This is a genomic window from Pseudomonas sp. PB120 (assembly GCF_009761815.1).
Lineage (GTDB): Bacteria > Pseudomonadota > Gammaproteobacteria > Pseudomonadales > Pseudomonadaceae > Aquipseudomonas.
In genome coordinates this window covers 21,966-28,407 of record NZ_RWIN01000144.1, presented here as the reverse complement: position 1 = coordinate 28,407, position 6,442 = coordinate 21,966, and the positions used below count along the sequence as shown (strand labels likewise).

Here is a 6,442-nt window from a genome sequence, read left to right as displayed (position 1 = left end):
TGTGTCAGTCGACATCAATGTGGCTGACCCACCATCGCGAGCAGGCTCGCTCCTACAGGGGATTTGCTGTGTTTTTTGCAATTGGGTTCACAAGGCCTGGATGTGGGACAATACCCGCCACTTTTAGCCATACCCGAATCGACAACGCCCATGACCGCCCCCCGCACACCACGCCCCGCGCGCAAGAAGCCTGATTCCGCCACCCCGGCCAACGCCGTGGAACCGCGTGAAAAGGCCAGCCTGCACCCGCGCAACCGCCATCAGGGTCGTTACGACTTCCCGGCGTTGATCAAAACCACGCCGGAACTGGCGAAGTTCGTGATCATTAATCCGTACGGCAAGGAAAGCATAGACTTCGCCAGCCCGGACGCGGTGCGGGTGTTCAACCGGGCGCTGCTGAAATCGTTCTATGGCATCGCACATTGGGACATTCCGGCGGACTACCTCTGCCCGCCAGTGCCGGGCCGCGCCGATTACGTGCACTTCCTGGCCGACCTGCTGGCCAGCGTCAACGACGGCGAAATCCCCCGTGGTGCACCGGTCAAGGTGCTGGACATCGGCATGGGCGCCAACTGCGTCTATCCGCTGATCGGTTACAGCGACTATCGCTGGCACTTCCTCGGTTCGGAAATCGACCCGACAGCCGTGGCCGCCGCCAAAGCCATCGTCCAGTCCAACGGGCTGAACAAAGCCATCCAGCTGCGTCAGCAGACCAATCCCAAGCACATCCTGCTGGGCTTGCTCGAACCCGGCGAACGTTTCGACCTGACCATGTGCAACCCACCGTTCCATGCCTCGATGGACGAAGCGACCAAAGGTAGCGAGCGTAAATGGCGCGCCTTGGGCCGCGCCGACCCGAAACGCAAACTGCCGGTGTTGAACTTCGGCGGGCAGTCGGCTGAATTGTGGTGTGAAGGCGGCGAAGCGCGTTTCGTGACGCAACTGATCGCCGAAAGCGCGAGCTTTCAGCACAAAGTGCTGTGGTTCAGCACCCTGGTGTCCAAGGCTTCGAACCTGCCGGCCATCGAAACTGCACTGAAAAAGGCCGGCGTGCTGGAAAGCCAGGTCGTGGAAATGTCCCAGGGCCAGAAGAAAAGCCGTTTTGTTGCCTGGACTTTCCAGACCCCATCCGAGCAGCAGGTCTGGAGGCGTGAACGCTGGGCCCGCAAGGGTAACTGACCAACGCAGATCAAAAAATGTGGGAGCGAGACCGGCTTGCCGGCGATGGCGGTATATCAGTCGACTTTATTAGTGACTGACACATCGCCATCGCCGGCAAGCCGGTCTCACTCCCACATTGGTTTTGTGTTGCCTGCGACTCCATCGTCAAATCACAGGCACAAAAAAACCGTGCCCGGATCGCTCCGGGGCACGGCTTTTTTTACTGCGTCTTACTTGTTAACAGCGTCGGTCAGGCCTTTGGCCACAACCAGCTTGATAACTTTCTTGGCAGCGATTTCGATGGCAGCGCCAGTCGAAGGGTTACGGCCGGTACGGGCAGGACGCTCAGTCACTTTCAGCTTGCCGATGCCTGGCAGAGTGATTTCGCCGCCGTTTTCCAGCTGATCGGCAACGATTTGGCCCAGTTGGTCCAGAGCGTTACGCGCGGTGGTTTTTGGCGCGTCGATAGCTTCAGCGATGTCGGCGATCAGTTGGTCTTTAGTAAGAGCCATGTAGTGTTCCTTCCCTATCAAATTCATATGGATTGCAGAGTGCAGTGTCAGCCATCGAGCCCGATCTTCTGGATCTGGCACCCTCGGCCAATAACCACGGGATCGGGGTTATAGATACCGAAATCAGGGTTTGGTTCGACCTGACAAATGCTGAATGCACGCTTAACGCAGTGACTTCGCGTAAGACGGGGCAAAACTAGCACAGAGACGGGGAAATATCCGCCTCTAGCTACCCATTTGGTCAGCTTTATTGCTCTAAATCGCTAAAAATCTGCATAAGGACCGGTGGTCGGCGGCGAATTGCCCTTCGCACCGCGCCAAAACCAGTGGTTGCGGTACACTTGGCACTTTTTGGGGGAGCACGCACTCCTCTCCTCAATCAGCCGAGAAGCCCATGCCGATCCGTCATTGCATCGTCCACCTGATCGACAAAAAACCCGACGGCACGCCTGCAGTTCTCCACGCTCGCGACTCCGAGCTGGCCGAGTCGAGCGCCATCGAGAACATGCTTGCCGACCTCAACGAAAGCTATAACGCCAAACAAGGCAAGGCCTGGGGTTTCTTCCATGCCGAGTCGGGGGCGCACCCGTTCAGCGGCTGGCTGAAAGAGTATTTCGAGGGCGGCAAGGATTTCACGGCATTCAGCCGAGTAGCGGTGGAACACCTGCAAAAGCTGATGGAAGAATCGAACCTCTCCGTGGGCGGCCACGTGCTTTTCGCGCATTACCAGCAAGGCATGACCGACTACCTGGCAATCGCCCTCTTGCACCACAGCGAAGGCGTTGCCGTGACCGACGAACTGGACGTGACCCCGTCGCGACACCTGGACCTGGGTCAGTTGCATCTGGCGGCGCGAATCAACGTCTCCGAATGGCAGAACAACAAGCAATCCAAGCAGTACATTTCGTTCATCAAGGGCAAGAACGGGAAAAAGGTTTCCGAGTATTTCCGTGACTTCATCGGCTGCCAGGAAGGCGTCGACGGTCCTGGGGAAACCCGGACCTTGCTCAAGGCCTTCAGCGATTTCGTCGAAAGCGAAGATCTGCCGGAAGAGTCCGCCCGCGAGAAAACCAAGACCCTGGTGGATTACGCCAGCAGCCAGGCAAAAATGGGCGAGCCCATGGGCCTGGAAGAGCTCTCGGAGCTGATTGACGAAGAGCGCCCAAAAGCCTTCTACGATCACATCCGCAACAAGGATTACGGCCTGTCACCGGAGATCCCGGCGGACAAACGCACCTTGAACCAGTTTCGCCGCTTCACCGGCCGCGCCGAAGGCTTGTCCATCAGCTTCGAAGCACACCTGCTGGGCTCGAAGATCGAATACGACGAAGAAGCCGGCACGCTGATCATCAAAGGCCTGCCAACCCAGTTGACCGACCAGCTCAAGCGACGCAACTGATGCTCGGCAGCGTACTGAAGAAATTCCTGCTGATCCTGCTGGTGGTCGTGGTTTATCAGAACTGGGGCAAGATCGAGCGGGTGTTCCATCCTTCGCAGGTGGTGTCGGAGCAGACCCAGGCCAAAGCCAGCGTCGTGCTCTATGCCACTGAGTGGTGCGGCTACTGCAAGCTGACCCGACGCTTTCTTGATCAGAAGGGGATTCCCTACAAGGAATTCGATATCGAGAAGGATGCCGAGGCCCGCAAAGCGTACGAGACGCTGGGCGGCGGCGGAATTCCGATCATCGATGTCAACGGGACATTGCTTCGCGGGTATGACCCGGATGCGATTCTTGCGGCCCTGAAATAACCATCAGCTTCACACACCCTCTGTGGTGAGGGGATTTATCCCCTTACCACAGAGGGTGTGTATGGGTGTTAATCAGCGTTTTTCGATGCGGAAACCAAACCGCGGAAAGTGCACATGCACCACGCCGCCACGCTCGTCTTCCCGACGCAGAATCAGCTCCTCGCGCCCGGCGAACAGCAACTCTCCAGCTACCGGATCGACGCCATAATCAGTGGCCGCGATCACCACCTGCTGCCCCACCTCAAAACCATTCGGCTCATCGAACTGTTCATCCGGCAACGCGGCCGGCGTGGCATTGCGTGCCACCTCCAGCGCTTCCTCGGACGTCATCTCGCTGGGCGCACCATGACCGAAACCCATCACACGCCCGAACCATGCGCTGACCGCCGGATAGGCATCGACCAACGGTGAAGTCACCGGCGTGGCCTTGAGAAACCACAGGCAATGGGCCAGGGCAAAGTCGGCAATCGACGGCTCACCGAACAGGAAGTCGCCCTGCTCGCGCTGAAGCTGCACTTCAAGACGCCCCATGATCGTCGGCCACTGATGCCGCGCCTGCTCCGCCGACAACCTTGTAGAGCTGCCACCACTGAACAACCCGGCACGGTCCGCCAGGAAAGCCTTGATCGCTTCCGGCGGCAATTGACCAAAGCGCACGGCCACTGATTCCGGCTGAAACACCAGGCTCACGGCATGCTGAAACACCACCGAGTCCGCCCAGGCGGCGAAGGTCGCGGCGATCATTTCCTGACCTTCAGGGAAAAACGCCGGCAAGGCTTTTTCCTGTTCCAGACGGCGAGCGATCAGTGACGTGTCGCAATAAATATCCGCGCCAATCTGCAACACCGGCGTCTTGCGATAACCACCGGTCAGCGCCGTCAGGTCGGGTTTTGGCATCACCGGCGAAATTTTCACCGAGCGCCAGGACAAGCCCTTGAAGCCCAGCAGCAGGCGGGCCTTTTCAGCGAATGGGGACGTCGGGTAATGATGAAGAATCAACTCGGACATGCTCGGCTCCGCCGCACGGGTAAGGAGGTCGCAGCTTAGCGCGCAATGGGATGGCAGCCTACAGATCTGCCTGATGGGAACTGATCAGTCAGATTGATAAGACCGCAGCGGCGCTCGCCACCAGGCATTCCTTGGCGCTTTTCCTGAGTTTTTTGATCAGCCGTTCCTGGCGCAGCGCTTCACTTTTGTCGCGACAGGCTTCGGTGTAGACCAGCGCCACCGCCGGGCTGGACAGAAAGAACCGCGCGCCTTTGCCACTCTGGTGGGTGGCGAAGCGCCGCACCGGATCATCGCTGATCCCGCAATACAGCGAACCGTTGGCCGCGCGAACGAGGTAGACAAACCAGGGCTTGCTGACGGGCAGCGTCGGTTCATCGTTAAGGGTGGCGGGTTCGCTCGGCGTGTTCACGTGACGATCAAGGCTTGAAAGGAAACAAGCCGCAATCTTATCAGCGACTGGCCTGGAATGCCTTCAGCCCCTTCAAGGCTTGAGCGCGAACAGCGTTTCTCACCACCGGCGTCCAGCCCAGCAGCAGGCCTTTGAAGCCCAGCGCCTGTCGTGACCAGGCCCACAAATCAAAGTTATCGTGATGCTCGCAAATCTTGCCATCGCGAAACACGAACCGTGCCTGGATATCGTTGACCACGGTGTTGCCGGTCTGGCTGAACAGGTACGTCGCCACCCAATGTGCGCCACCGCTGCGTTCATCGCTGCGCACGTTATCGAAGGTCAGGGAGAAATCCTTGGCCCGGGTGGTGAGCATGCGCCACATGTCGCCGGCATCACGGCCACGCAGTTCACCGAACGCCGGATCGCTGAACACCACGTCGTCGGTATAGCAGGCGCTCATGGCCTCGGCATCCAGCCGCTGGAAGGCTTGATAGAAGCGGGTGATCAAGGCGTTATTGGCATCACTCATGGTCAAGCTCCCTGGGGTGGAAAACGGGTTTCGCGAGAATGCGTGCACGATAGTCAACAACGGCGCAGAACACTACCGGCATTCGCCGTGGGAATACCCTCGGCTGCGTCGAAGCCTAATGCACCATCCCGCTGTCACGGGCATACGCAAACAGGTCCACGTCCGTGGAAATGCCCAGCCGTTGCATGGCCATGTTTTTCTGCTTGCTGATGGTCGAGACACTGCGCTTGAAGTGACCGGCGATTTCACTGACGGTCATGCCGCTGGCGAGCATTCTGACGACTTCATGCTCCTTGGCCGACAGTGAAGCGGAACTTGATTGAGCATCGGCGTCTGCCTGGAGCAGCGTTGCGCGCAAGCACTCGCTGATGAAGCTCCGCCCGCCACCCACCGCTTTGATTGCCATGGGCAATTCCGTCGCCGAAGCGCCCTTGGCGACGATCGCCATTGTCCCCTGAGCGAGGGCGGCCCGCAGCGTCGTCACATTGGCAAACATGGTCACCAGAATGATTGACGTCGAAGGATAATGACGTCGAATCGCGCTCAGCATCTTCAGCCCATCGGCCTGCAAATTGCCCGGCATCGCGAAGTCCGTGATCAAGAGATCGCAAGGCGTGGTTGAAAGCAACTTCAAGAGGGTGTCCGGGCCGTCGGCCTCACCCACCACCACACATGTCCGGTTCAAATCGACGAGCATCCGCAAGCCGATACGAACGACCGGATGGTCGTCAGCAATGATTACGCGCATTGTCGGAATTATCCTGTTTGGCGACTGGAATGCACGAAACGTAGCGCCGTCCTGTTCACACCACAATGACCAATCTCGTGCGTAAAAACGCTTCGCCCAATGCATCCGGGGCTCTGTTCTTTCTCCTATAAAACAAAAAGAACCGCCCTACATTTCATAACTCCCTTGCCCACACAGAAGGACTACAGACAACGCTTAAGAGGCGGCGATTTGTAGCCTGAGACACTCTTTCATACACCGAACGGTCCGTTTTCGTATTAGTTGCATTCCTCCGGGCTACATCGATCGATAGATTGCGCCCTGTCCAAACATGGGCTGAACACTCTTCATCAAGGATGACTCAA

8 protein-coding genes are annotated in these 6,442 nt (G+C 58.2%); 3 read left to right on the top strand and 5 right to left on the bottom strand.

Features of this window, described 5'->3' with window-relative positions:
- The first annotated feature begins 150 nt into the window (after nucleotides 1–150).
- Nucleotides 151–1,179 carry a 23S rRNA (adenine(1618)-N(6))-methyltransferase RlmF gene (rlmF, locus tag EJA72_RS26860; protein WP_157714897.1) on the top strand — a complete coding sequence of 343 codons (1,029 nt, stop codon included), beginning with the start codon at nucleotides 151–153 and terminating at the stop codon, nucleotides 1,177–1,179.
- Nucleotides 1,180–1,391: 212 nt separating this feature from the next.
- On the opposite strand, the gene EJA72_RS26855 is transcribed toward rlmF, so the two are convergent.
- Complete coding sequence (locus EJA72_RS26855) at nucleotides 1,392–1,673, bottom strand: HU family DNA-binding protein (RefSeq protein ID WP_007905514.1); 282 nt, start codon at nucleotides 1,671–1,673, stop codon at nucleotides 1,392–1,394.
- Between the two features lie 394 nt (nucleotides 1,674–2,067).
- Here EJA72_RS26855 and yejK point away from each other — a divergent pair, with 394 nt between their 5' ends.
- Together yejK and EJA72_RS26845 are read left to right on the top strand one after the other, a co-directional pair.
- Complete coding sequence (yejK, locus tag EJA72_RS26850) at nucleotides 2,068–3,072, top strand: nucleoid-associated protein YejK (protein ID WP_157714896.1); 1,005 nt, start codon at nucleotides 2,068–2,070, stop codon at nucleotides 3,070–3,072.
- Complete coding sequence (locus EJA72_RS26845) at nucleotides 3,072–3,422, top strand: glutaredoxin family protein (RefSeq protein ID WP_157714895.1); 351 nt, start codon at nucleotides 3,072–3,074, stop codon at nucleotides 3,420–3,422. The genes yejK and EJA72_RS26845 overlap by 1 nt, the downstream gene beginning before the upstream one ends.
- A 72-nt stretch (nucleotides 3,423–3,494) precedes the next feature.
- Here EJA72_RS26845 and EJA72_RS26840 read toward each other — a convergent pair whose 3' ends face one another.
- The 4 genes from EJA72_RS26840 to EJA72_RS26825 all read right to left on the bottom strand — a co-directional run bounded on the left by EJA72_RS26840 (nucleotide 3,495) and on the right by EJA72_RS26825 (nucleotide 6,098).
- Entirely contained in the window at nucleotides 3,495–4,430 is a 936-nt protein-coding gene (locus EJA72_RS26840; RefSeq protein WP_157714894.1) for a glutathione S-transferase family protein, read from the bottom strand.
- A gap of 88 nt (nucleotides 4,431–4,518) precedes the next feature.
- Nucleotides 4,519–4,839: a GIY-YIG nuclease family protein gene (locus EJA72_RS26835; protein WP_178129603.1), complete on the bottom strand. Its 321-nt coding sequence runs from the start codon at nucleotides 4,837–4,839 to the stop codon at nucleotides 4,519–4,521.
- Nucleotides 4,840–4,879: 40 nt separating this feature from the next.
- Complete coding sequence (locus EJA72_RS26830) at nucleotides 4,880–5,350, bottom strand: nuclear transport factor 2 family protein (protein ID WP_157714893.1); 471 nt, start codon at nucleotides 5,348–5,350, stop codon at nucleotides 4,880–4,882.
- Nucleotides 5,351–5,465: 115 nt separating this feature from the next.
- A complete protein-coding gene (locus tag EJA72_RS26825; protein WP_157714892.1) occupies nucleotides 5,466–6,098 on the bottom strand; it encodes a response regulator in 633 nt (210 codons plus the stop codon).
- Nucleotides 6,099–6,442: the final 344 nt, after the last annotated feature.